Raw genomic sequence first — 24,813 nt, forward strand, 5'->3', positions numbered from 1 at the left:
GAGTTATTATGGAAAATGAATTTGACTTACAAGTCAGTAATCATGATTTTAATGCAGCAAAAGAACAATTGAAAAAATTTGCTGAACAGGATGTAGAAGAGTTGAAGTTTGATAAAGTTCGTACACATGAAGACATCTTTGGATTAGAGTGGGCTGAACACGGAGTGACTGGGAAAGAACTTAATTCATTGATTGAAAAACTTCAGAAATATTTTTCAAAGGTTTATGATCGTGATCAAAACTTAATTGAAGAATTTGGTGAAGTTTATAAAGCCTTAGAAGCATTGGATAAGGATTACATTCAGGCTATACTAACTTCTGTTTCTGCGATCAAAAAAACAAATGAAAAGATTTTAATAGAGCAAGAGCGAATTGATCAGACGATTGAGAAACAAAAAGCTACCTTAATCGCCTTAAAACAGTTTAAAGAAAGTGTGTCAAATCAATTATCTGAAATTGATTCTAGTCAACTTATCAGTATTATTGAACAACTTGAGAGTAGGGTTGAGACATTGGAAAAACCTTCTAGTGATTTGAAGGATGAAAGCACAGAAATTAATCGGTTAAAGAATGAATTGGATGCTGTAAAAGGCCAAGTGAATATCCTATCGAATAAGCTAACAACTTCTTTCGCTTTGATAGGCATAGCTACCGGAGTTGCTGTTGTGACTTTGATCATTTTATTGATGAGGTAAGCAAATGAGCCGTTATCAGGATGAATTAATTGAACTAGCAAAAAAATTTGATATCCAAACAGATTCAAAAGGAAAATTTCATGAACGAGTAATTATTTTGCTCAATGATTACTCTGAAAAATTAGTCATTGATATTTTGCAATACTTAGTTATTGAAAAACAAGAGGGTTCTCAAAAGATCGCCACTCTAGCAAATCAATTGTCAGAAGCGCTTCTGAAATATGCAGGCTATGTAAGTCTAAAAGGTTATAAACAAAATAAAAATGAGCAAGTGACGGAAGAATGCTCTCTTGATGATTTAAAAAAAGAACTTGACCGATTAGTTGGTTTACAAAATGTCAAAGAAGAAGTTAATCATCTGATTTCCTATCAAAGAATACAAAAGATAAGGAAAGAAAAAGGACTGAAAATTCCGAATAGAACTTTGCATATGGCATTTACAGGTAACCCAGGAACAGGAAAAACAACAGTAGCTCGTATTGTTGGAAAAATGTATAAACAACTCGGTTTGTTATCTAAAGGTCACTTTATTGAAGTTTCACGAACAGATTTAATTGCAGGATATCAAGGTCAGACTGCTTTGAAAGTTAAAAATGTGATTGAGAAAGCTAAGGGAGGAGTTCTTTTTATCGATGAGGCATATAGTATTACCGAAAATGAAAATTCAGATTCTTATGGTAGAGAATGCTTAACAGAATTAACGAAGGCCTTAGAAGATTATCGAGATGATTTAGTTGTGATTGTTGCGGGTTATACAAAGCCAATGGAACAGTTCTTTTCTTCAAATCCAGGGTTAAAATCTAGATTTAATTACTTTATTGAATTTGGAAATTATATACCAGATGAATTATTGAAAATATTAGAATTTCTGTGTCAAAAAGATGACTATAGACTAAGTGACAATATGAAATTGAAATTGATCAATTATTTCGAAACAAGTATACAAAATGATGAGAAAAACTTTTCGAATGGAAGATTTGTTCGAAATATATATGAAAATCTCGTAATGAATCAATCTGTTAGATTAGATCAAGCGAAGATAAATGATGTAGAAGATTTGTCATTGCTTAGATCATGTGATTTTGAGAAATAAAATCCCCATCTTACAAAAATGTAAGAAATAAAGGTCAAAATGAAAGGTTAGGTTATGGTAGCCGCCTTTTATTTTTTATACAATAGTCTCATCAAATGAAGGAGGTCAAGAAAATGAAACTCTTGAAATGGATGAAACAACTCAAAAAGACTGAGAAACCAAGTAACCAAACCGATCTGGAAAAGGTAGAATTTGGTCGCCAAGTATTACACCAAACTCAAGAATTTTTCTTGATCTACTAGTAAAAGGAGAAAATCATGTCATTACTAGATGTTCAACATATCAAAAAGATCTACAAAACCCGCTTTCAAGGAACGCAGGTTGAAGCCTTAAAGGATATTCATTTTACCGTTGAGAAGGGCGAATACGTCGCCATCATGGGGGAATCAGGATCCGGGAAATCGACCCTCCTCAATATCCTAGCCATGCTGGATCAGCCGACCGAAGGGCGGGTCTACCTCAATGGCACCGATACCTCCACCATCAAGAACAAGGATGCTTCGAGCTTCCGTCGGGAAAAACTAGGTTTTGTCTTTCAAGATTTCAACCTACTTGATACCTTGTCTGTCAAGGACAATATTCTTCTCCCTCTAGTCCTCTCTCGCAGACCGGTCAAGGAAATGATGAGCAAGGTCGATAGCGTCAGTCGGGAGTTGGGCATCCACCAACTGCTTGAAAAATACCCTTACGAAATCTCTGGTGGGCAAAAACAACGGGTAGCCGTAGCACGGGCTATCATCACCTCGCCAGAAATTCTCCTTGCTGATGAGCCAACAGGGGCGCTGGATTCTAAGTCTTCAGCTGCTTTGCTGGACGTCTTTGAGGATATCAACACTATGGGCCAAACCATTCTTATGGTGACCCACTCAACCGCAGCGGCAGCACGTGCCAAGCGCGTGCTCTTTATCAAGGATGGGATCCTTTACAACCAGATTTTCCGTGGGGAAAAGACGGAGCGTCAGATGTTTCAAGAAATCTCAGATACTCTGACAGTCATGGCAAGTGAGGTGGAGTAGATGTTTCGATTAACCACTAAACTAGCTTGCTCCAATCTGATCAAGAACCGCAAGCTCTATTATCCCTTTGCGATTGCGGTCATTCTCGCAGTGACCATCGCTTACCTCTTTGACTCCCTGACCTTTAATCCCCGCATTTCCGAGCTTCGAGGGGGCTCTTCTATAGTGTTCACTCTCAGCTTGGGATTCTTCGTGGTCAATGCGGCGGGAGCTATCATCGTGCTCTATGCCAATAGCTTCGTCATGAAAAATCGCTCCAAGGAGCTGGGAATCTACAGCATGCTGGGTCTTGAGAAACGCCATCTCATCAGCATGATCTTCAAGGAACTCTTGATGTTTGGCTTTCTAACCATCTCAGCCGGAGTCTTGATTGGAGCCCTCTTTGACAAGCTGATCTTTGCCTTTCTCTTGAAACTCATGAAGATGAAGGTCCAGCTAGTATCTACCTTCCAACCTGGGATTGTCATCTTGGTCTTTGTCACCTTTGGTCTCATCTTTGGACTTTTGATTCTTCTCAATGCTTGGCGCATTCTTCGTTTGAATGCCTTGCAGTTGACGCGTGAGAAATCTAGTGGCGAAAAGAAAGCCCGCTTTTTGTGGCCTCAAACCATCCTGGGCTTAGCAGCTCTTGCTTTTGGCTACTACCTAGCTGTGTCTGTCAAAGACCCCATTATTGCGCTTGTGACCTTCTTTCTAGCCGTTATCCTGGTCATGATCGGAACCTACCTGCTCTTTAATGCTGGGATCACCGTCTTCTTGCATCTGCTTAAGAAAAAGAAGAGCTACTATTACCAGCCCAACAATATGATCTCGGTCTCTAACCTCATCTATCGCATGAAGAAAAATGCAGTGGGGCTTGCGACCATTGCCATCCTCTCGACCATGGTGCTGGTAACCATCTCTGCAGCAACCAACATCTATGTCGGTAGCGAAATGGTCAAGAAAATCATGGCTCCTCATGATTTCTCAGTCCAAGGAAAAGGGGTAGACCTGGAGCAGATTAATCAGAAATTTGATGAATTTGCTTCTGAGCATCATCTTGAGATCAAAAATCGCGATCTGATGACCTATGCCAACTTTGGGGTTAAATCACAAAAGGGCACAGACTTGACCGTCTATCCAGCTGATGAACGCAGCGTCACTCCTAAAACCGTCTTTATGGTCTTTGATGTAGCTAGTTATGAACACATGACAGGAGAAAAGATCGATCTGACTGGCAACCAAGTCATCCTCTTTGCTCATAACAAGGATCTTAAAGGGCAAAAGCAGTTCACTATCAATGGGCAAGACTTCCAAGTCAAGGAAGAGGTGAGCAAGGATTTTATCACCGACCACGTGCCAAATCAGTTTAATATGCTGACGGAGGATTTCAATTACCTGATCGTGCCTGACCTCTCAGCCTTTGTCGCTCAGTTTCCGAACCTGGCCATCAATACCAATATCTACGGTGGCTTCAATGTCAATGTCGATGAAGATCAGCAACTCAAGCTAGCAGCCAGCTATGACAAGATGATCGATGAATTGAGCAGCCAACAGGGCCAAGGAACATTTATCTATGGAGGTAACCGAGCCAATGATGTGGCAGAGTTGAATAGCCTCTTTGGTGGCATCTTCTTTATCGGGATTTTCTTGTCACTGATCTTTATGGTCGGAACGGTCATCGTCATCTACTACAAGCAAATTTCAGAAGGCTATGAAGACCGTGACCGCTTCGTCATCCTCCAACAGGTGGGGCTCGATGAACACGAGGTCAAACGGACCATCAACCGTCAAGTGCGGACCGTCTTCTTCCTTCCCCTCATCTTTGCCTTTGTCCACCTGGCCTTTGCCTACCATATGATTCGCCTCATTCTCAAAGTGCTCGGTGTCATCAATAGTGGCCAAGTCCTCGTCGTCACCCTCAGCGTCTGTGCTGTCTTTCTCATCACCTACCTAATCGTCTTTTGGATCACCTCTCGGAGTTATCGTAAGATTGTGCAGATTTAGGAAAAGAAACTCAAATTAAATTAGAAACTTTCCTTAGGTGAGTACGGACGTCAGCGAACTTCGAAGAAGTTCCATGACTAATTATTGAGCCTAAGGTCTCAATAATTCCGAGTGCCTGAAACATAATTATTTCAGGCACTTTTCTCACAGCGGAAAGTTTCAATATACTCTAATAATAATCAGATATTATTTGGATATTTTTGCACAATAATCCAGCATAGGTTATTCAAAGAAAAGAATTGTCAATTTTTTTAGCTTGCTCATAGCGGGCTTTTTTGTACGAAAACCGACTGCGATTGTTTTTGTTTTTCAAAGGGATACACAAAAAAGACTGAACCCGTAGAGTTCAGTCTTTGTTCACTTTCTATTAAAGTGATGTAAGGAAAGTCAATCCCCCTAGGATGACACCTGCTGAATTTGGAATGATCAAAATCCAGTCTTTTTTAGGTTCCTTTGTCCAACCATAAATGACCCAGATCAAGCAAGAAATAGCAGCTGACAAGGGTTGGAAAGGTTGGGCCTTATTTCCCTGTAAATTAGCAATAATTTGTGGGATGTAGGCAATGAAAACGATAATCCCAATAAAGGCACCGATCGAGCCAACGATTTGGTTGATTTTTTGTTTGTTCATAAAATTTTACCTCTGTGTATTAAAATAGCATAAGTAGGAAGATAATGCAATTAATTTGCATGCTACGCAAAATGAAAACGATCACATTTGCAAAAGAATTAGACAAAGTGTCAAAAAATGGCAACTAGAGAGAAAATCCATTCGAAAAGAAATCCATCTTCCTGCAAAATCACAAGATTGTGACACTTTACAGTTCGGTAACATTTGAAAAAAGTAATTGAATTTTAAGAGGGCAAGCGTTAGAATAGTACGTACTTAAAAAACGAAAGGTATCATGAAAATGAATGAAAAACAAATGAAAATCCTTGGTTGGGTTGCAACCTTTATGTCTGTCATGATGTATGTGTCTTACTTTCCACAAATCATGGACAACCTCGCTGGTCACAAAGGAAACTTTATTCAACCGCTTGTCGCAGCCATCAACTGTAGCCTTTGGGTCTACTACGGCCTCTTTAAAAAAGAACGCGATATCCCACTTGCTGCAGCCAATGCACCAGGGATCATCTTTGGTTTGATCACAGCGATCACAGCCTTGTAATTAATTAAAAAAGCTGGACAAAAGTCTTGCTTCTTTTTTTATGACTTCACTCATTTCCATGGTATAATGGGAGGACTATTCATAGAGAAGATCAAAAGGAGACACGAGTGGATCAAAAACGTCACTGCCAAGTCCTATGGGCGAAAAATAAATACCTGGTGCTGAGTCATTCCAGCAACATTTACAAGGAGATCCGGGAATACCTCAAGCAAGACCAGGTGGAGGTCAGTCATGTCGAGGACCTGATCCAGCAAGCGCTGGCCTTGCCGGAAAATCGTGGCCAGGTATCCAATGCCTTCCAGCATATCTGGGGCTATTTCAAAAAGCAGGCGACTCCTGAGGAAAAGGCCGACTTCATGTTGCTACTTGAGAGATACCAGCATGGCCAAGCTAGCCAAGAGGATCTCATCAAGGGGATCCAAACGCTCCTTGAGCGCTATCCCAATCGCTACTTGCAAGAGTCAACACTACTAGGAGGTCAATAGATGAGACTGTGGCACCAAGACTTGATTCCCAAACTACCTCGACCCCAGCTTCTAGGCCAACACCGGGAATGTTGCGCCCTTCGAGGCAATGGCTGGGGAAAGAAGCACGCAACGGTCAACTATGTCTTTGATTACTCGCCTTATCGTCTCTATGCCTATCACCGCCTGATCATGGAGGAGATGACCGCTCGTGGCTACAAGGTCAGCCCAGAGTGGTGGGAGCCGACCTACCGAGGTAAGACCTGCCCAGCTTATCCAGAGCTGGAAGAGGAAGCCTTGAGCACTCCCATCTATCCTGAGCATCAGGACACTTACCTACAGGAGTGCCTGGATAACCTAGTAGAAAAAGGGATCTATTTAGATTAATCATTGATTAAGTAAAAATGTAAGCTAAACCATTCGTAATCAAATTATTACGAATGGTTTTTAGTATCTAAAATATGATAAAATAGAAAGGATAATAGATTAATTAAGGAAAGTAAAAATGGCAAGTAAAGAAAATGCAGAGCGCAAGGAGCTTCACCGTAAAATTTGGGCGATTGCAGACGCTGTTCGTGGAGCAGTAGACGGTTGGGATTTCAAGCAGTACATACTTGGAATTCTATTCTATCGCTTTATTTCTGAGCATATGGCTGACTATTTTGATCATGCTGAGCACGAGGCTGGAGATTTAGAATTTCGTTATGCTGATTTGAGTGACCAAGAAGCTGAGCGAGATTTCAAACCAGGGACAGTTGAGGATAAGGGATTTTTTATCCTTCCTAGTCAATTGTTTGAGAATGTCGTCAAAAATGCTTCACAAAATGAAAATTTAAACGAAGATTTAGCCAATATTTTCCAAGATATTGAGAAATCAGCGATTGGATTCAAGTCTGAGGATGATATCAAAGGATTATTTGATAATTTGGACACACGAAGTAACGTCCTTGGTGGTACTGTCCCAGAAAAAAATAAACGTCTTTCTGATATTCTTAATGGTATCAATAGCATTAACTTTGGCAACTTCGAGGAAAATGACATTGATGCCTTTGGGGATGCCTATGAGTTCTTGATTTCAAACTATGCGAGTAATGCTGGTAAAAGTGGAGGTGAATTCTTCACACCTCAGACAGTTTCTAAATTACTGGCTCGTTTGGTTATGGTTGGTAAGGTGAAAATTAACAAGGTCTACGATCCAACATGTGGGTCGGGTTCACTCTTGCTTCAGATGAAAAAGCAATACGAAGACCATATCTTAGAGTATGGTTTCTTTGGTCAAGAAATCAATATGACCAATTATAACTTGGCTCGAATGAATATGTTCTTGCACAATATCAACTACAATAACTTCGATATCAAGCGAGGAGACACCCTTTTAAATCCTCAGCATTTGGATGAAAAACCATTTGATGCGATTGTTTCTAACCCTCCTTACTCTGTCAAATGGGTAGGAGATGGAGACCCAACTCTCATAAACGATGACCGTTTTGCGCCAGCAGGGAAACTAGCTCCTAAGTCAAAAGCTGACTTTGCCTTTATCATGCATAGTCTCAATCATTTGTCTAACAAAGGTCGAGCAGCTATTGTCTGTTTCCCAGGTATTTTCTATCGTGGTGGTGCTGAGAAGACCATTCGTCAGTATCTAGTAGATAACAACTTTGTTGAAGCAGTGATTGCTCTACCTGATAATCTCTTCTTTGGGACTCCTATTGCGACTACGATTTTAGTTTTGGCGAAGAATAAACTAGAAAATAAAACACTCTTTATTGATGCGAGCAAGGAATTCAAAAAAGAGACCAATAACAATATCTTGACGGATGATAATATCGACCATATCGTTGAATTATTTACTAATTATCAAAGTGTGGACTACAAATCAGCTCTTGTTGATAATGAAGTGATTGGTTCAGAGCAGGATTATAACCTTTCCGTATCTACCTATGTTGAACAAGAAGATACACGCGAGAAGATTGATATTGATGTTCTCAATAAAGAAATAGAAGAGACTGTTGCTAAGATTGACCACTTGCGTGCAGAGATAGACAAGATTGTAGAGGAACTAGGAGGTAAATGATGAGTATCCTAGAAGAAATCCAGAACTGTCCCGTTGAGTGGAAAGAGTTGGGGGAAGTGTGTGAAATTGTCAGAGGAAATGGGTTACAGAAAAAAGATTTTGTAGATGAAGGCATACCTTGTATTCATTATGGACAAATATATACATATTACAGTAGTTATGTATATAAAACGAAATCATTTGTCTCTATTTCTTTGTCTGAAAAGTTGAAAAAAGCACAAACTGGCGATATTATTGTAGCGACAACTAGTGAAAATATAGAAGATGTAGGAAAATCTATTGTTTGGTTGGGAGATGGTGATGTATGCATTGGAGGTCATTCTTGTATAATAAAAACGAATGAAAATCCAAAGTATATAAACTATTATATGCAATCTATTTTCTTTCAAAAACAGAAAGAAAAACAAGTAATTGGCACTAAAGTTATAGAGCTTTATCCTAAAAATCTATCAAAGATTAAAATCCCAATTCCTCCTCTAGAAATTCAAGAAAAAATCGTGCAGATACTTGACAAAATGACTGAGTATGTTACAGAATTGACCTCAGAATTGACCTCAGAATTGACCTCACGTAAAAAGCAATATTCTTATTATCGAGATAAACTTTTATCTTTTGAGGATGAGGTTTATCAGGTTGAGTGGAAGAAGTTGGATGAGATAGCAGAAAATCTAGATAGTAAGAGACAGCCAGTTGCGAAAGGGGGACGTAGTTCAGGCGTTTATCCATATTATGGAGCTTCTGGGATAGTTGATTACGTTGATGACTTCATATTTGATGGAGATTTTCTTTTGGTATCTGAGGACGGGGCAAACTTAGTTGTTCGTAAAACTCCTATCGCATTTTCTATTACGGGTAAAACTTGGGTCAATAACCATGCTCATGTATTAAAATTTGATAATATGATAAATCAAAAATTTGTTAATTATTATTTAAACAACATTGATTTATCACCTTATATTTCTGGAGCCGCGCAACCAAAGCTAAATCAACAAAATTTAAATAATATTAAAATTCCTTATCCATCCATCGAAATCCAATCTCGTATTGTTCAAGTTTTAGACAACTTTGATACGGTATGTAACGACTTGAATATTGGACTTCCCAAAGAGATTGAACTTCGTCAAAATCAGTACGAATATTTTCGAGATAAACTCTTGACATTCGTCGCCGAAGGCGAGTACACTGAGAGTAGAGTAGAGTAGAGTAGAGGAGTGGGACAACTCCGCTATTATCAAACTTTTACAGTGGGTATTTGGACCAATTCGAGTTGAGTTGGGAGCAGTTGCAGAATATAGTCAAAAGAGGATTAGTGTGACAGAACTAACTCCAGAAACTTATGTTGGAGTTGATAATTTGTTACAAGATAGAAAAGGGAAAACAGTTGCTACATTCTTACCTAATCAAGGAAGTGTTACAACCTATAATCAGGGTGATATACTGATTGGTAATATCAGACCTTATCTCAAAAAAATTTGGTTTTCTAATCAAGTTGGTGGGACAAGTGGAGATGTCTTGACAATTCAAAATTCTATAATCCCTTTTATGGAAAATAAATATTTATATTATATTTTATCAGATGATCGATTCTTTAATTATAATGTGCAATACTCAAAAGGTTCTAAGATGCCACGAGGAGATAAGCAAGCAATTATGCAATATAAGTTTATATTGCCATCACTTACTGAACAAGAAAGAATCGTCTCTATTCTTGATAATTTTAACACCTTAACCAATTCTCTTTCTGAAGGTCTTCCAAAGGAAATTGAACTAAGACAGAAGCAGTATGAATATTGGCGAGAACAATTATTAAACTTTACTAGACAAACTCTTTAATCATATTGAGATAGAATCTCAATTAAAACAAAAAAGGAAGCATGCTATGGTTGATTATTCAAAAATACATGAAGTAATTGCGGAAACAAATGAAGGGATTCTCTTGGCTGAGTATCAACCAGAGTATCGCACGGATAGAGAATATCAGTCAGAAGCTGATTTAGAAAATCAGTTGATTTCTGATTTGGTGAATCACCTCAACTATGAACGCTTAAGTATTCATACACCGGAAGAGCTCTTAGCAAATGCCAAGGTGCAAATAGAAAAACTCAATAAGGTGACTTTTACGAATGCTGAGTGGAATCGCCTTATAGTAGAGTATCTGGATTGTCCCAATGAAGGATTAGTTGAAAAAACTCGAAAAATCCAAGAGAATTATATCTATGATTTTGTCTTTGATGATGGACGTATTAAAAATATTTTCATCCTTGATAAGAAAAATATTCATAACAACAGCATGCAGGTCATTAATCAAGTGACTCAAGTAGGTAGCCATACCAACCGTTATGATGTTACTATTTTAGTGAATGGTCTGCCGTTAGTTCAGATTGAATTAAAGAGACGAGGGGTTAGTCTTAAACAAGCTTTTGAACAGATCCATAGATATAGTAAGGAAAGTTTCAATAGTGAAAATTCTTTATACAAATACATTCAGATCTTTGTTATTTCTAATGGAACTTATACACGCTACTTTGCAAATACGACAGCTCAAAATAAAAATCATTATGAGTTCACCTGTGAATGGGCAGACCGAAAAAATAAAACCATTCACGATTTAGAAGACTTTACTGTCACTTTCTTGAGTAAGCGAGTCCTCTTGGAAGTCTTGACCAAGTATTGTGTCTTTGATGCTGATAATACCTTACTCATCATGCGCCCTTATCAGATAGCAGCAACGGAGAGTATTTTACGAAAGATTCATTCCACAAATGAAATGAAGAATTTCGGTACGATCAATGCTTGTGGCTATATCTGGCACACGACTGGTTCTGGGAAAACTTTGACTAGTTTTAAGACCGCTCGTTTAGCAACAGAGTTGGACTATATTGACAAAGTGATTTTTGTGGTGGATAGAAAAGACCTTGACTATCAAACCATGAAGGAATATCAAAAATTCCAACCAAATTCAGTCAATGGTAGTAACAATACAAAAGAACTCCAACGTAGTATTGAAGAAAATGATGATCGAATTGTTGTCACAACCATTCAAAAATTAAATAAGTTTATCACTGCGAATCCAAATCATGAAATCTACAACAAAAAATGTGTCTTGATTTTTGACGAGTGCCATCGCTCTCAATTTGGGAAGGCGCAAAAGCGTATCAAAAAAGCTTTTAAACAGTATGCTTTATTTGGATTTACAGGTACTCCAATTTTCCCAGAAAATAGTTTAACGGGAGAAACAACTCAAGAGGTTTTTGGTGAACAACTTCATAACTACGTTATCACAGATGCTATTCGAGATAAAAAAGTGTTGAAGTTCAAAGTCGACTATAACTATATCAAGCCTGAAATCAATAAGTATAGAGAAGCAGAAAAGGCAGTTGGCCGAGAGCTCGATGAGAAGAAACTCAAAAAGATGGAGAAGGAACTCCTTTTACATCCTGAACGGATTGCAACCATCACTGAGTACCTGTTGCGAGTCTATAACGACAAGACACATCGAAATCAACACTATACTCATAAACAAAAACAACTGTCGGGATTTAATGCCATGCTGGCTGTACAAAGTATTGAAGCTGCGAAATTATACTATGAAGAACTTCAGCGACAACAAGCATCATTACCAGAAGCTAAGCGTTTGAAGGTCGCAACTATCTTTAGCTTTGCACCTAACGAAGAACAGTCAGCTTATGGAGAAATTCAAGATGAAGAGCTAGAACCTCAAGATACAGCTATGCCTCTTTCATCTAAAGAGTTTCTTTCTAAGGCAATCTACGACTATAATCAAATGTTCAAGACCAACTTTTCGACTGATGGGAAAGAGTTTCAAAATTACTATCGTGACCTCTCTAAACGAGTTAAGTCCAAAGAAGTGGATTTGCTGATTGTAGTGGGTATGTTCTTGACAGGTTTTGATGCGCCAACCATGAATACTCTCTTTGTCGATAAAAACCTACGTTATCATGGCTTGATTCAGGCTTTTTCTAGAACCAATCGAATTTTTAACAAGGTTAAACCTTTTGGGAATATCGTATGTTTCCGTGATTTAGAGAAAGCTACTCAAGAAGCTATTAGAACCTTTGGGGATACCAATAAGCTTGATATTATCTTAGAAAAAAGTTTTAGCGAATACATGGATGGTTTCGTGGATCAGGTAACTGGTATCAAGGTTAAAGGTTATACAGAAGTTTGTCAGGAAATTCTGGAAAGATTCCCTAATCCACAAGAGATTGAAACAGAACATGATAAAAAAGAGTTTGTTAAGTTATTTGGTGAGTTTCTGAAACTTGATAACGTGCTTCGAAATTATGATGAGTTTCAGGAAATCGATAAGCCTATCTCGGAAGGATATCTCCAAGATTTAAGAAGTTCTTACGTGGAAATTCGAGATGAATTCTTAAACCTTAAAAACTATGAAAGAACAAAAGATTTAGGTGTTGACCTTTCAGATGTTGAATTTGAGATTGAGCTCTTAAAAACTGACGAGATTAATCTGGACTATATCCTCGCATTAATTGTTGAAAAATCGAAGAACTCTGAGTCTAAGGAAGCAATGAAAGCTGAAGTTAGCCGTGTTATTCGGTCAAGTATTGATATTCGTGCTAAGGAAGAGTTAGTGATTGGCTTTATCAATGATACTGATTTAGCGAGTCTGAAAGACCATGATGAAATTATCAATGCATTCTATGCTTATGGTAAAGAACGTAAAGCAGTCGCTATTCGTGAATTGGCAGAATCTGAAAATCTTGTAAAAGATTATCAATTATTCATTGATCGTTCTATTCAACGTGGTTATGCTGAGAATAGTGGAGCTGATTTGGATTCGATTATTCCACCGACTTCTCGTAGACATGGAGCTCGTGAACGTAAGAAACAAGAAGTTCTACATCAGATTCAAACATTAGTAGAAGTATACTCAGGTATTTGATCATGAAACTAAGAATAATTACCTAAGAGAAAGATCAATTCACTATTAAGAAATTTTGGGTTTAATAATGAAGGATATTATTAATAAGTGGATTGAAAAAACAGTAGAGGTTAAATTTCAACTATTCCCAAATTTTTTTCGAATGATAGAAGTAGAGGGGCCTTCCCTCTATTTTTTATCGAAAAGGAGCAGGAATGCAGAAAAGACATGCACATGTATCGCCGACCTTGGACATCATGGTCAAGAAGATTTTTAGTTTGCCGGAGGTGACGGCAGCATTTATTCGGGACATTTTAGAGCTAGATGTGGCAGATGCTCAGATTGTGGAGGGAAACCAACCCCACAGCATGGCCTATGAGGAGGATGATTTGTTCTCCACTGCGGTGGATGTGAGGGCCAAGCTCCATGACGGGACCGAGGTGATCATCGAGATCCAGATTCGCAAGCAGCAGTATTTCTTGAATCGATTCCATTACTATTTGGCCAATCAGCTTGTGGAGAATGTACAAAAACTGCGTCAGCAAGGACAGACACATAAGATGTACGAGCAGATGGAGCCCGTCTATGGAATTGCCATTTTGGAGAAGTCGCTCTTACTGGACGAAGAGGCCGCCATCAACAAATACTGGCTGACCAATAGCCGGTCCGGGAAGCAACTCAAGGCCTATTATAAAAATGGCAAGCACCAAAATCTTCTGCAGGTTGCCTTTTTAGAGCTAGACAAGTATAATAAAGATGAGAACCTGACAGATGTAGGTAGACAGTGGTTGGAGTTTTTTGGGAATCTTCCCTTTACAAAAGCTCCCAGTCAAGCCGTTGCCCACGCAGATTCATTATTAGATTCATCTAGCTGGACCAAGGAGGAGAAGACCATGATAGACGAGCGGATTCGGATTCAAGAAAATTATGATATGACCCTGGAGACAGCGATTGATGAAGCGCGAGAAGAAGGTCTCGAACAAGGTCGTAAACAGTTGGTATGCGAGATGGTATCACGAGGAATGTCGCCTGAGTTGATCTCGGATATGACGGGCTTAACCATTGAAGAAATTGAGACTCTTCTTTCCTGAGTCGTTAAAAGAGGCACTGCCTCTTTTTTTGAAAAAACTTGAAAATTTTCCCATTTTTTCAATCCGCCTTTCTAGAATTGTGGTAGAATAGAGTCAACAAAGAGCTATCCTCACCAACAGTGTGATCGATACTAGAAAAGAGGATTCTGATGACAAGAAAAATTGGTATTATTGGTTTGGGGCATGTGGGTGCCACCTTGGCCCACAGCATGATTTTGAAACACACCTGTGATCACTTGGTCTTGATTGATACCAATGAGAAAAAGGTCAAGGCAGATGCCTTGGATTTCTGTGATACGGTTGCCAATACGGGGTATCCAGTTCATATCACGGTCAATGATTACGCAGCTTTAGAAGATGCGGATGTCGTGGTGTCGACTCTTGGAAATATCGAGTTGCAGGCTAATAACACTGATGACCGTTTTGCGGAGCTTCCCTTTACCAGCAAGCAAGTGGTGCAAGTAGCGCGTGATCTGAAGGCTTCTGGCTTTAGCGGGGTCTTATTGGTAGTGACCAATCCGGTCGATGCCGTCACTCAACTCTATCAACAATATACTGGCCTTCCAAAAGAGCAGGTGATTGGGACAGGGACGTTACTGGATACAGCTCGGATGAAGCGTGCAGTCGCTGATCGTTTGCAGGTTTCTCCTGCTAGTGTATCAGGTTACAACCTCGGTGAGCATGGAAATTCTCAATTTGTTGCTTGGAGTCAGGTCCGTGTCAAGGGACACGCTATTACCGATCTCTTCTCTCAAGAAGAGCTTGACGCCATCAACTACGAGTCCTTGCGCGGTGGTCACACGGTCTTCTTTGGTAAATTCTATACTAACTTTGGGATTGCAGCAGCAGCCCAACGCCTGGCAGAAGCTGTGATCAATGATAGCCACGAGGAAATGCCAGTGTCTAACTATCGTCCAGAATATGGAACCTATCTTGGCTATCCAGCAATTGTAGGTCGAAAAGGAATTCTTGAACGATTGGATTTGCATTTGACAGAAGAAGAAAAAGAAAAATTGCTCCATTCAGCCGAAACCATTAAGGAAAACACACGAAAAGGATTGGAGCATGCATAAAAGCAAAGAGAGTGGGACAGAAATCGGTCATTCGTTAGAATTCGATTTCGTCGTCCCACCTCCGCACAGTTGAGTAGGGCTGTAAAAGCTGATGAAATCAGCGTAGTAGAGCCCACTCAACCACTGCGTCTTGCTCGACAATCCAAAAATAATTGAGAGGCTAGGATTTTTGTCCCAGCCTCATTTTCTGCAATTTTTTCGAATAGTATAAGTGAGGGGATTCCCTATACGAAATCATCGGAGGTTGCTATGAAAAAACGACATGAGTATGTATCGCCCACCTTGGATTTAATGGCGAAAAAGATTTTTAGTCTGCCGGATGTGACAGCGAAATTCATCCGCGAAGTCTTGGATCTGCCAGTAGAGTCCGTTGAGATTTTAGAAGGAGACCAGATCCATGAGCAGGGGTTTTTAGGAGATCTTCCTTTTGAAACATCTGTTGATGTGAGAGCAAGACTAGATAGTGGGCTTGAAGTCATCATTGAGATTCAAGTTTTGAAGCAAGAGTATTTCTTGAATCGTTTTCACTATTATTTAGCCAATCAACTGGTAGAAAATGTCCAACGCAAGCGAAAGAAAGGGGCAACCCATTCTATGTACCAGGAGCTGGAGCCGGTCTATGGGATCGCTATCCTGGAGCGAAGTATTTTTCCTCATTTAGATTCACCTGTCAATGTCTATGAAATGCGCCATACAGTAGATGGGACACCTCTTTATAGCTCTCGAAAGGATGGAGTAGCTCATAATATGTTAAAGGTTGCCTTTTTAGAGTTGGATAAGTATAATGAAAGTAGAGATACGGAGTTGAATGCTCACTGGAGACAATGGCTTGAATTTTTTGGCAATCGCCCATTCAGTCATCAACCAGATCAAGTGATCGAGCAGGCAGAATCACTCCTGATCCCATCAAATTGGACAAGGGAGGAAAAAGAAATGATTGATGAACGGATTCGTATCAGAGAAAATTGGGAAATGAGCATGGATACCTTTCGGAAAGAACAACTGGAAGCCGGTTTTCAGAAAGGGTTGAAAAAAGGTCTTGAACAGGGACTCGAACAGGGACTCGAACAAGGTCTTGAACAAGGTTTAGAACAAGGTCTCGAACAAGGACTCGAGCGTGGTCTCGAACAGGGATTGGAACAAGGCAGACAAGAAGGCATGGAGTTGGGAGTTCAAGCTGGTCAGCAGTCTCTGATTCAAAAACTATCTTTGAAGGGGATGAGTATTGAGATGATTGCTGAAATGACGGATTTATCCAGCGAATCCATCAAAATAATGTTGGCTACGGATTCGTCTAACGAGGAGTAGTAGCGCGAACAGAATTTGGGGCTTGAGAATTACCTTGCTTATAAAAAAGTAGTTCTAAAATGGATTGTAAAGATCGTCAGGAGTTCGTTATTTTTGGATCTTGATCCTCTACAGATTTATACGGTTATGATTTATTGAAGGTTGGAAACTTTTATCCAACCTTTTTTTCTCACTCCTCTTGCTCCTCACCTAGTGAACTGGAATAGAAGTTTAAAAATACGAGTTGTAATCCTTGATATTACATTGTGATCCTGTATAATAGCTATTGTAATAAATAATCTTACAACAGAAAGAGGAAGCAACTATGAAAAACATTTTATTTATTGTCGGATCCCTTCGTCAAGGATCTTTTAACCACCAAATGGCTAAGAAAGCAGAAAGCCTTCTTGAAGGAAAAGCAACAGTGACTTACTTGGACTACAAAGACATCCCAATGATGAACCAAGATTTGGAAACGCCAACCTTACCAGCAGTGCAAGCAGCGCGTGATGCAGTCCTTGCTGCGGATGCCATCTGGATCTTCTCGCCAGTCTATAACTTTGCTATTCCAGGTGTAGTGAAAAACCTGATCGACTGGCTTAGCCGTGCCCTTGACCTGTCAGAAACTCGTGGTCCATCTGCCCTTCAAGATAAGATCGTAACGGTTTCTTCAGTAGCCAATGCCGGACACGAACCAATGTTTGCGGCATACCAAGCGCTTTTGCCTTTCGTTCGGACTCAAGTGGTTGGAGAGTTTACTGGAACAACCGTTAACCCAGAAGCCTGGGAAACAGGTGAATTAGTCTTGACAGATGAAGAGGTCGCAGGACTGGAAAAACAAGCACAAGCCTTATTAGAAGCATAAGAAAAGCTGAGACAGAAGTCTCAGCTTTTTAGATACTAAAGAGTTGTCCGAAGAAGTAAGTCACACCCATGGTGAGAAGGCCAATGATGAGGTTGCGAAGCATGGCTGGCTTGGTTGGTGCTTTTCCCAGTTTTGCACTGGTATAGCCAGTGAAGATCAAGGATAGTCCAACAACGAAGACCGTCACCGGGATGCGATAGGCAGTTGGAAAGAGAATAATAGAGAGCATTGGAGGAAGGGAACCAACCGAAAAAGCAAGAAAGCTAGATGCAGCAGCATGCCAAGGATTGGTAAACTCCTCATATTCGATACCATATTTCTCTTCGACTAGGGCTTTGAGGGGATGTTTCAGAAAGGCCCGTTCTGTCAAAATCTTTGCGGAAGTTTCGCATTCTCCATTTTGAAGATAAGCGTGGTAGAGAGATTCTCTCGCTAACTTTGGATCGCGATCCAACAAGGCTTGTTCGCGGTTCACAGCGGCTTCTTCCGTGTCTTTTTGTGTGGAAACAGAAACATACTCACCACCCGCCATCGAAAAGGCACCTGCCAGAATCGCCGACAAGCCAGATAGGAAAATGATCCAGATGTTTGGTGTGGCACTGGCCACCCCAATCACCACCCCAGCAATAGAAATAATCCCATCATTGGCCCCGAGAACCGCGGCTCTCAAGATATTCAATCGATCGCTAAATGATTCATCTACTCCATGTTTCATTTCAGTCATACAATGTCTCCTTTATCTTATTTAGAATGATTATAAATAAAATACAAAAAGAAAGCAAGGATTTTAACTCAAATGATAAAAGTTCGACAATTTAATGAAATTTAAGTTATAATCTTTGGCATTGCAAGCAAAAAGAAAGAATAGGTCATACGCCTATTCTAGCAAGATTTATTTAGCAGAAGTGACTTTACCTTTGAGGATACTGATGGCATTGTCACACGGGTCAGAAAAGGATAACAAAAAAACAGCAAATTGCTGTTTTCTGATGAGAAAAATTAATTCGTATCTTGTTCTTTCCCAACAACCCAAAATAAGAGAAGGAGTTGGAAGATGCCCAAGGCAAATAAGACCATAAAACCGTTGCGACTTCCTTTAGCAGTGGCTTGAGTAAAGTCCATCTTTTGATTAGCTTGGCTCATGGCAACAATCAGCGAAGCCAGGGTTGTTCCGACAGCGCCTGCAAATTGTTGCAGGGTGTTAAAGATCGCGTTCGCATCGGGTTGCTCTTCCAGAGAGAGTTGTTTTTGTCCGTTGGTCATGATATTGCCAAAGGCAAGCCCCATACCGGTCATGAAGATCATGTAAAAGATGAGAATCAAGCCATTTGTCAGCTTCAGAGCAAAAAGGGTGAAGTGGAAATGGGCTAGAAGGATTAAAGCAGCTCCAAGGAGAATCGGTTTGCGAGCGCCCAACTTATCTAGAATGAGACCGGAGAAAGGAGCAAAGCCAGCTCCGATGATGGCTCCTGGAAGCAGCATCAAAGCTGCAAGTGTGGTGTTAGAGTGGTTGACCAACTGGATATAATTGGGCAAGAGGAAACTCATGGCCAGAGAACCTAATTGGAAAGTGAAAAAGGCAAGAACATGGCCAGTGAGGAGATGGTTCTTTAAGATGGCAAGGTTGATAATGGGATTCTCCAACTGATTGGACCGCCAGACTAAGAGAACGAGTCCCAAGAACCCAATCACCAGCCAACCAAGGACAGAAAAACTAAAGAAAGCATGGTCAGAGAGACCGTGAATGCCTAGAATCAAGCCTAAAAATGATGCAATAATGGCGAGAAGGCTCATGATATCAAGGGTTTCTCGTTTGACTTTACTGATTTGCTCAATGGAGCGAAGTCCTGCAACTAGCGAAGCTAGAAGGATCGGGAATTGAACCAAAAAGATGGAGCGCCAGCCGAAGTTAGCTGTCAAGAGACCACCGACAGTAGGACCAATGGCGGGAGCGATAGCTGTAATCAGGGTCCCCACTCCCATCATGAGACCGATCTTGCGTTTTGGGACCTGCTCTAAAATGATATTAAACATCAGAGGAAGGGCAAAACCAACCCCCATTCCTTGGACCAATCGACCCAAGACCACAAAGCCAAAACTTGGAGCTAGGAAGTCAATGAGAACACCTAAAACAGATAGGAGATTTCCAACTAAAAAGATGGACTTCATTTTGAAAGAGCGCTTGAGGTAGGCAGATAAGGGGACCACACAGGCAACTACTAGAAGATAGATGGTGGTGACCCACTGAACGGTTGCGGTATTGATTTCAAATTCCTTCATCAATATTGGGAAGGTGATATTCATGGCAGTTTCTCCAGCAACCCCGCAAAAAGAAAGGATCCCCGTCGCAAAGATTGCAAACAGGACCTTGGCTGAAATTTTATCTTGTGACATCGGTGTCTGATTCCTCCTAAATCTTCCTAAAGATATGGACTATGGTATAAAAATCATGGTTACGATCTGATTTTCCGTTAGCTCCAATCGCTAGGAGCATAGCAAGGCTGACGTTAACATGATTCATCGTTTTGTTAGCTAACAAATAGTATAGAGGAAATGAAGACCCCTGTCAAAGAGTTTTTGAAAAGTTTTGAAAATTTTAACAGCATTCTCAACTGATGACGTCTCTACAAACGAAAGGAAAGGCTCGCCAGTATGGTATAATAAGAAGAAAGTAAGCAACGTGAATAAGTCAATCAACTCGAACAGGAGGCCCCATGACCAAGTATTTAGTCCAGAAGTTTTTCTGGTTACGAGAAAAAAGTTTGATTCAAATTTCCCAGAAAACCCTGGTTTCCTTATTTCCTTTTTTCCTATTTTCTGGAATCATTCGGGTGATCGCTCTATCGGTCTTCTCCGATCGAGGCTATATCCATCAGCTCTTTTCGATGGATAGCTGGTTGCCATGGGATCAGGCCATTAGTCAAGTCCTCATTAATTTTTCCAATTTTTTAGGAGGTCTAGCTGGGCCTTTAGCGACCTACTTCGCTGGAAAATACACAGCTGGGCATTACGGTCGAAGTACGGGGACAGCCGGCGTGACTGCTCTTTTGGTCAGCTTGATTGTAGGGTCTCAGGAATTGTTGGTGGGACCACTCCATGATGGGCAACTGACACGCATTAACTTACCTGCGACGACCAATATCCTCTTAGCCATTGTTTTAGGCTATCTTATCGGACAGATCTTTCGGCTATCTAAAGCCAGTGACGATCAGATTGTGGACAAAGACTTCATCTATCAACCCAAGACGGTGCGTCCCATTTTCTTATCCTTAGTTCTAGGGGTCAGCCTAAATCTTCTTTTGGTTCTTGGGAACCAATTTAATATTTTTCAGACTATCCGACAGTTCTTGGCTTCTCTCACGGTAAGCAGTCATTATCTTTTGTCCACCTTTGTCATGGGACTATTTAGTGGGCTATCTGCTTGGTTTGGAAATAGTCAAGCCTTTGCCTTGAACTCAATTGCGGATGATAACTTTGCTTTGGAAAATCTCACCTACGCTGTGACCCATCATACAACGACAGGCATTCCTCATCTCTATACCTTGACCAATTTGTACCGCAGTTTTGGTCTGGTGGCTGGTGTCGGCGCTGTCCTAGCGCTTTTGGTTGCAATCTTATTGGTTTCACGAAGTCAAAAGGACAAGAAAGTCAGCCTCCTCAGTCTGTTTCCAAGTCTCTTTAACAACGGAGCGTCTTTCATGGTAGGGATACCGGTCCTTCTCAACCTCCTATATGTGATTCCCTTTTTATTGATCCCTTTGGTGAATATGGCGATAGCAGCTGTAGCTTTGTGCCTCAAACTGATGCCAGCAGCCGTCTATCCGGTGCCAGATGGGACTCCTAGCCTTCTTTATTCTTTTATTGGAACGGGAGGGAGTCTTAGAGCCTTAGCTGTCAGTATACTTTGTTTTGCCGTCGATGTGCTCCTTTATCTACCATTTGTCCGCATGGGAAATCGTATCCGAAAAGATTTAAAAGTGAAAGGAGAAAGCGATGAAACAATCTAAAAAAACAGCGATCGTCCTCACTTTGGTCAGTCTTTTCTTAATCGCTTTAGCCATTCCTTCTTATAGTTGGACTCGGACCAATGTTTCAAAAATCGAGAAATTTTATAATTCAAAATTGTCTCCCATCATCATGATCCCGGGAAGCTCTGCGACAGAGAACCGCTTCGATGGCTTGGTGACCAAGCTCAACCAAGACCGTCAAGGAACCAAACACAGTCTGCTCAAGGTTAAGGTTTGGAATGATGGGCATATCACCTATAGTGGTAGTATTGATGCCAAGGACAATGAGCCGGTAATTGTAGTTGGTTTTGAAAACAACAAAGATGGCTATAGCAACATTAAAAAGCAAGCCAAACTATTTAATCAAGCCTTTGAAGCCCTTCAAGAAAAATACAATTTTAATAATTTTAAGGGCTTGGGTCATTCCAACGGTGGCTTGATTTATACAGCCTTTATTGAAAATTACCTGGGGGATTATGATGTGGATCTCAAGACCCTCATGACCATCGGAACTCCCTACAATTTCACGGAAACCAATATCAAAAATAAATCTGAGATGTTGGCTGACTTTATCAAGGGAAAAGAAGCTATCCCCACAACCCTTCATATGTATTCAGTAGCAGGGACCATTACCTATGATTCAGATGAGTTGGTCCCGGACGCCAGTGTTTCCGCTGGGAAATATATCTACCAAAACCAAGCGGCTAGCTATACGGAGATTACGGTGACAGGGGAAGATGCCCAGCACTCGGACCTTCCAACCAATGATGAGGTGGTTGCCTTGGTGAAAGAGCATATTGAAAGTCAAACGGATCGTCGAGCCAAACCGAATAAAATAAACTAAGTGTGAAGAAGGGATTCCTTCCTCACCCTTTTTTTAGTATAATAAAGTTTAGTATGAAAATAGGGGAGACGAAAGGAGATCAGATGAAAAGAAAACAGTGGATGCAGTTGGGCTTAGTGGTTTCAAGTATGATTTTGTTAACAGGATGTTACCAGAGATACCAACGCAAATCCAGTCCCAAAAAAGAGGCTGCAACCAGCCAGACAAGCACAAATAAACAGACGAAAAAAGCAGATAACAAACAATTATACCAGTCTGTTTTTTCAGACTATCAAAAGATTTTTGCTACTTCAAAGGATGTGGATGCTATTTCAAAATTGAATTCTCAATTAGCCAAAGAAGATCGGATGATCAATAGCTGGGTGATCGAGACTGTCATCAATCAGCCAGCAGCTGTTCGCTATGCCTTTAAGGACTTAAATAGCGATGGGGTAGATGAGATGATCATCGCCAACCAGCAAACCGATGGGAGCTACTTTGCGACAGGAGTCTACTACCTCAAGGACCAAAAGCCGACCTTGCTTGCAGAAGGTTTCGTCGCTGGACACGGAGGAGCGCGCAATGCGACAACCCTCTATCAGGGAGGAGATGTCTTAGAAGTCAGCTGGTTGTCGGGAACTGGCCGTGGTGTAGCCGTGCTTTCACGAATAGAAAAGACACCTCAAGCCGCGACAAAAGTCCAGGAAGAAGAAGTCCAAGTACCTGGGTCAGATCTGAATGCCCTCTTTGGAAAATCTGATGAGGATAAACTGGATCTCAAGGCTTTTGACTGGCAAACCTTTGAAAGCACACCATCAGCAGGAAATAGCCAAAGCCAGGAAAAAACGCCGTGGAATGCTGAAAAATCAGCAAAATTAGCAGAATTTATGAAGACCTGGGGCGAAAAGATGGGGCAACCCAACTACCAAAAAGGCATAGCTGGCGGTGATGTAGGACCTGACAACCTCTATACTCTAGGGGACAATAGCAAGATGGATGCTATTTATACAGATACTGGCCAAGGAAATGCAAAATACCGAATCGTAGAACGCTATAGCAATTGGGACAAGTATCCAGATGTGCATAGTTATTTCTTTGCTATTACAGATACAGGAGAAGGCATTGTCTTTCATTCTCCAACGACCAATGGTGGAAAGATGTATCTAAAACCAACGGACAACAAGGAACTTCAAGAAGAATTTACGCAACTGCTTCATCAATAAAAAAAGAAAAACCAGGAAACGACTGTTTTTCTGGTTTTGTTTATTCAATGTATGAATAAAAATACAAAATAAACGACATTTTTTGGGATAGAAAATATGTTAAAAACTAGTGATAATTAACGGTGTAATTGCATTTAGAAACGGAAAATATTTGACAAGCAAAGGAAAATCATTTAGAATATATTCATTCTTTATTTATAGGAGAAAAAATATGAAAAAACTTCTTACAGCCGGTGTGGCTCTCTTGTCAGTTGCAACCTTAGCAGCATGTTCTGGTAAAACTGCTTCGGAATCATCAAGCAAAGATGCAAAGGCTTCTTCTAGCAAAGTAGAAAAATCATCTACTTCAAAAAGCAAATCAAGCAGTTCATCAAAAACATCAAAATCAGCAACCTCTTCTGTTGAAATTCCAGAAATTGTCTTGTTGACTGATGAAGAAATTGATAATGCCAAAACACTTGGTGATATGAAAACCATTTATGGAAAAATGATTGACAACTACACAAAATATGTCAAAGAGATTGGGGATAAGATGCCCGAGTCTGGTAAAGATGCCTATAATCAGCAAGTAGCTCCTGGGATCCAATCTATGGAAACTGCAAGAAAAACATTTAACGATACACTTTCAGCTGCAGGTTCTGATGATACAGTTGTTCCTGAACAAGCTCGTAGTCAATTCGCACAACAATTGAAAAATGCTCGCGATATTGCCCAAAAAGCTCTTGAAGGTGCTTATCAATCAATTGCACCATTGCTCTCTTCATCAGCCGAATAATTCATAAATGAAAATGAGAGTGGGACAGAAATCGGTAATTCGTTAGAATTCGATTTCGTCGTCCCACCTCTGCACAGTTGAGTAGGGCTGTAAAAGCTGATGAAATCAGCGTAGTAGAGCCCACTCAACCACTGCGTCTTGTTCGACAATCCAAAAACAATTAAGAGGTTAGGACTTTTGTCCTAGCCTGTTTTTTCGCTTTCTTACAAAAATGTAAGAAATAAAGGGGAAAATGTAAGGTTAGGTTATGGTGAAAGCGCTTCAGTTTT

Annotated in this window: 23 protein-coding genes; 20 read left to right on the forward strand and 3 right to left on the reverse strand. The window is 40.3% G+C overall.

Annotated features, from left to right (window positions below; genetic code table 11):
* The first annotated feature begins 8 nt into the window (after positions 1-8).
* From HMPREF1195_RS11200 to HMPREF1195_RS00490, 5 genes are all read left to right on the forward strand, one after another.
* Positions 9-695 carry a hypothetical protein gene (locus HMPREF1195_RS11200; protein WP_023917505.1) on the forward strand — a complete coding sequence of 229 codons (687 nt, stop codon included), beginning with the start codon at positions 9-11 and terminating at the stop codon, positions 693-695.
* Between the two features lie 4 nt (positions 696-699).
* Positions 700-1,788: an AAA family ATPase gene (locus HMPREF1195_RS00480; RefSeq protein ID WP_023917507.1), complete on the forward strand. Its 1,089-nt coding sequence runs from the start codon at positions 700-702 to the stop codon at positions 1,786-1,788.
* Positions 1,789-1,901: 113 nt separating this feature from the next.
* A complete protein-coding gene (locus HMPREF1195_RS11340) occupies positions 1,902-2,030 on the forward strand; it encodes a hypothetical protein (RefSeq protein ID WP_023917509.1) in 129 nt (42 codons plus the stop codon).
* A gap of 15 nt (positions 2,031-2,045) precedes the next feature.
* Positions 2,046-2,804, forward strand: a complete 759-nt coding sequence (locus HMPREF1195_RS00485; protein WP_006596750.1) for an ABC transporter ATP-binding protein — start codon at positions 2,046-2,048, stop codon at positions 2,802-2,804.
* Positions 2,805-4,790 (forward strand): ABC transporter permease, encoded by a 1,986-nt coding sequence (locus HMPREF1195_RS00490; RefSeq protein WP_023917511.1) that lies wholly within the window; start codon positions 2,805-2,807, stop codon positions 4,788-4,790. It abuts the gene before it with no gap.
* Positions 4,791-5,157: 367 nt separating this feature from the next.
* Here HMPREF1195_RS00490 and HMPREF1195_RS00495 read toward each other — a convergent pair whose 3' ends face one another.
* Complete coding sequence (locus HMPREF1195_RS00495) at positions 5,158-5,421, reverse strand: SemiSWEET family transporter (protein WP_003012241.1); 264 nt, start codon at positions 5,419-5,421, stop codon at positions 5,158-5,160.
* A gap of 280 nt (positions 5,422-5,701) precedes the next feature.
* Here HMPREF1195_RS00495 and HMPREF1195_RS00500 point away from each other — a divergent pair, with 280 nt between their 5' ends.
* The 11 genes from HMPREF1195_RS00500 (at position 5,702) to HMPREF1195_RS00550 (ending at position 17,716) form a co-directional block, all read left to right on the forward strand.
* On the forward strand, positions 5,702-5,959 hold the full coding sequence (locus tag HMPREF1195_RS00500; RefSeq protein ID WP_003011864.1) for a SemiSWEET family transporter: 258 nt from the start codon (positions 5,702-5,704) through the stop codon (positions 5,957-5,959).
* Positions 5,960-6,066: 107 nt separating this feature from the next.
* A complete protein-coding gene (locus tag HMPREF1195_RS00505) occupies positions 6,067-6,444 on the forward strand; it encodes a YbgA family protein (RefSeq protein WP_023917513.1) in 378 nt (125 codons plus the stop codon).
* Positions 6,445-6,810, forward strand: coding sequence for a TIGR02328 family protein (locus HMPREF1195_RS00510; protein ID WP_023917514.1), 366 nt, complete (start codon positions 6,445-6,447; stop codon positions 6,808-6,810).
* A gap of 118 nt (positions 6,811-6,928) precedes the next feature.
* Positions 6,929-8,497, forward strand: a complete 1,569-nt coding sequence (locus HMPREF1195_RS00515; RefSeq protein ID WP_023917515.1) for a type I restriction-modification system subunit M — start codon at positions 6,929-6,931, stop codon at positions 8,495-8,497.
* Positions 8,497-9,699, forward strand: a complete 1,203-nt coding sequence (locus tag HMPREF1195_RS00520; RefSeq protein WP_023917516.1) for a restriction endonuclease subunit S — start codon at positions 8,497-8,499, stop codon at positions 9,697-9,699. Before HMPREF1195_RS00515 ends, HMPREF1195_RS00520 begins: the two co-directional genes overlap by 1 nt.
* 109 nt (positions 9,700-9,808) lie before the next feature.
* Positions 9,809-10,330 carry a restriction endonuclease subunit S gene (locus HMPREF1195_RS00525; RefSeq protein WP_023917517.1) on the forward strand — a complete coding sequence of 174 codons (522 nt, stop codon included), beginning with the start codon at positions 9,809-9,811 and terminating at the stop codon, positions 10,328-10,330.
* A 46-nt stretch (positions 10,331-10,376) separates the two neighbouring features.
* Positions 10,377-13,421 (forward strand): type I restriction endonuclease subunit R, encoded by a 3,045-nt coding sequence (locus HMPREF1195_RS00530; protein ID WP_023917518.1) that lies wholly within the window; start codon positions 10,377-10,379, stop codon positions 13,419-13,421.
* A gap of 194 nt (positions 13,422-13,615) precedes the next feature.
* Positions 13,616-14,491 (forward strand): Rpn family recombination-promoting nuclease/putative transposase, encoded by an 876-nt coding sequence (locus HMPREF1195_RS00535; RefSeq protein WP_023917519.1) that lies wholly within the window; start codon positions 13,616-13,618, stop codon positions 14,489-14,491.
* A 149-nt stretch (positions 14,492-14,640) separates the two neighbouring features.
* Positions 14,641-15,564: an L-lactate dehydrogenase gene (locus HMPREF1195_RS00540; RefSeq protein WP_021152814.1), complete on the forward strand. Its 924-nt coding sequence runs from the start codon at positions 14,641-14,643 to the stop codon at positions 15,562-15,564.
* Positions 15,565-15,813: 249 nt separating this feature from the next.
* A complete protein-coding gene (locus HMPREF1195_RS00545) occupies positions 15,814-16,872 on the forward strand; it encodes an Rpn family recombination-promoting nuclease/putative transposase (RefSeq protein ID WP_023917520.1) in 1,059 nt (352 codons plus the stop codon).
* 304 nt (positions 16,873-17,176) lie between these two features.
* Positions 17,177-17,716 (forward strand): NADPH-dependent FMN reductase, encoded by a 540-nt coding sequence (locus HMPREF1195_RS00550; RefSeq protein ID WP_023917521.1) that lies wholly within the window; start codon positions 17,177-17,179, stop codon positions 17,714-17,716.
* Between the two features lie 28 nt (positions 17,717-17,744).
* Here the strand turns inward: HMPREF1195_RS00550 and HMPREF1195_RS00555 are convergent, their stop codons facing one another.
* Complete coding sequence (locus HMPREF1195_RS00555; protein WP_023917522.1) at positions 17,745-18,440, reverse strand: VIT1/CCC1 transporter family protein; 696 nt, start codon at positions 18,438-18,440, stop codon at positions 17,745-17,747.
* A 275-nt stretch (positions 18,441-18,715) separates the two neighbouring features.
* Positions 18,716-20,110 (reverse strand): MFS transporter, encoded by a 1,395-nt coding sequence (locus tag HMPREF1195_RS00560; protein ID WP_023917523.1) that lies wholly within the window; start codon positions 20,108-20,110, stop codon positions 18,716-18,718.
* 320 nt (positions 20,111-20,430) lie between these two features.
* Here HMPREF1195_RS00560 and HMPREF1195_RS00565 point away from each other — a divergent pair, with 320 nt between their 5' ends.
* The 4 genes from HMPREF1195_RS00565 (at position 20,431) to HMPREF1195_RS00580 (ending at position 24,544) form a co-directional block, all read left to right on the forward strand.
* Complete coding sequence (locus HMPREF1195_RS00565; protein WP_023917524.1) at positions 20,431-21,723, forward strand: PTS transporter subunit EIIC; 1,293 nt, start codon at positions 20,431-20,433, stop codon at positions 21,721-21,723.
* Positions 21,710-22,567, forward strand: coding sequence for an alpha/beta hydrolase (locus tag HMPREF1195_RS00570; RefSeq protein WP_023917525.1), 858 nt, complete (start codon positions 21,710-21,712; stop codon positions 22,565-22,567). Before HMPREF1195_RS00565 ends, HMPREF1195_RS00570 begins: the two co-directional genes overlap by 14 nt.
* An 83-nt stretch (positions 22,568-22,650) precedes the next feature.
* Entirely contained in the window at positions 22,651-23,769 is a 1,119-nt protein-coding gene (locus HMPREF1195_RS00575; RefSeq protein WP_023917526.1) for a DUF4767 domain-containing protein, read from the forward strand.
* Between the two features lie 211 nt (positions 23,770-23,980).
* On the forward strand, positions 23,981-24,544 hold the full coding sequence (locus HMPREF1195_RS00580; RefSeq protein WP_023917528.1) for a hypothetical protein: 564 nt from the start codon (positions 23,981-23,983) through the stop codon (positions 24,542-24,544).
* Positions 24,545-24,813 lie beyond the last annotated feature (269 nt).

Source organism: Streptococcus parasanguinis CC87K (genome assembly GCF_000507765.1).
Classification (GTDB): domain Bacteria; phylum Bacillota; class Bacilli; order Lactobacillales; family Streptococcaceae; genus Streptococcus; species Streptococcus parasanguinis_J.